Below are 1,244 nucleotides of genomic sequence, written 5' to 3'. Positions count from 1 at the left end.
CTCAAAACCTTACTGGGTTTGGTGTTTAATTCACAAAAGTGTTGTCACACTTTCGTGAATTGGTATTATACCCTGATACAGTTGGCGGTAGCTATAAAGCCCAAAAACCTGTAGCGCACGCTGCGCGTGCGCTACAGGTTTTGATGTTGGGTTTTAATTATGCCTAGCTACGTAATGGCAAATTTTATGGCGTTACGAAAGGAAAGCATAAATCAAACAAATTTCAGGAATTAGGGATTAACTGAGATCTTGCACCATTCAAGAAAAGGCGTTGCAGAAACTGGTCAACGAGAGGGTTAATTCGTTCAACATCTGGTTGTACTTTATCTGGTCTATGGAGAGTGGTATGTACCATGGAGTTTTAGAGTATGGCGTGGTAAAGCATACCCCAGTCCCTCGCGCTTTGCGTCGCCACTCATCTTTAGGGTTTGATGTCCTATGTACCAGAATATCAAACCCCAAAGAGGGTTGCCGCGCTCCGTGCGGCAACCCTCTTTGGGGTTTTGATTTTATTTGCCTTAGCGATCAGTACAAGCCCAAACAGCAATCTCACAGCTAGAGTTGCCACAACTCTCAAGAGCAGCAGCTTTAGCAGCATATTCATCTGCATTCCAAGCCCAACCTAAATATCCACCTCCTTTAGCGACAGCACCACAAGCATTCGCAAACCAAACTTTGACAGAACAATTACTACCGCATTGAGACAAAGCTGCATCTTCTGCTTCAGCTTGACTATTGTAGTTATAGGCATAACCATAGGCATTGCCAGAGCCCGTAGCAACTGCTCCATACTTATCACCTGCAAACGCAGCCCCAGCTCCAAAGCCTTCAACTAGAAGAAAAGCGGCGGCAACAAATCCTAGATACTTTTTCATAAATATTCTCCAATATTTCTCAATGTGAGCTTAGTTGTTTTTGGTCATTAGCTACTTGCTTAGATGATTCGCAGCTCCCTTTTGGGAATATATATTAAGCTATGTCTAAACTTTTTTGACGTAATATATCCTGTTTGCGCCTAAATTATTAATTATTAATCGCCTTAATTAATCATCCAAAGAGCAATCATCCAAAGAGCATTGTGGTTAATTAATTAAGCATAATTAAAATCTAGATCTAAAACCTGCGGCGTACCTGCAGCGTACGCCGCAGGTTTTAGGGTTTTATATTTAATTAAGCCAACTATTGCTAAATAGGTAAGTATGGGCGGAGCTTTGCTCCATCCATACTCAGCATATATAGATAAT

1 protein-coding gene is annotated in these 1,244 nt (G+C 41.6%); it reads right to left on the bottom strand.

Annotation, left to right across the window (positions count from 1 at the left end; genetic code table 11):
* Positions 1–518: 518 nt before the first annotated feature.
* Positions 519–875 carry a DUF4189 domain-containing protein gene (locus AC805_RS16335; RefSeq protein ID WP_055076400.1) on the bottom strand — a complete coding sequence of 119 codons (357 nt, stop codon included), beginning with the start codon at positions 873–875 and terminating at the stop codon, positions 519–521.
* Between the last annotated feature and the right edge of the window lie 369 nt (positions 876–1,244).

This window comes from Pseudanabaena sp. 'Roaring Creek' (assembly GCF_001402795.1).
Taxonomy (GTDB): Bacteria; Cyanobacteriota; Cyanobacteriia; order Pseudanabaenales; family Pseudanabaenaceae; genus Pseudanabaena.
The sequence above is the reverse complement of the archived record's forward strand: the minus strand, read 5'-3'. Positions and strand labels throughout refer to the sequence as shown.

Excerpts from the sequence above, each read along its gene's own strand:
- AC805_RS16335 (WP_055076400.1), bottom strand. The coding sequence starts at position 875 with ATGAAAAAGTATCTAGGATTTGTTGCCGCCGCTTTTCTTCTAGTTGAA.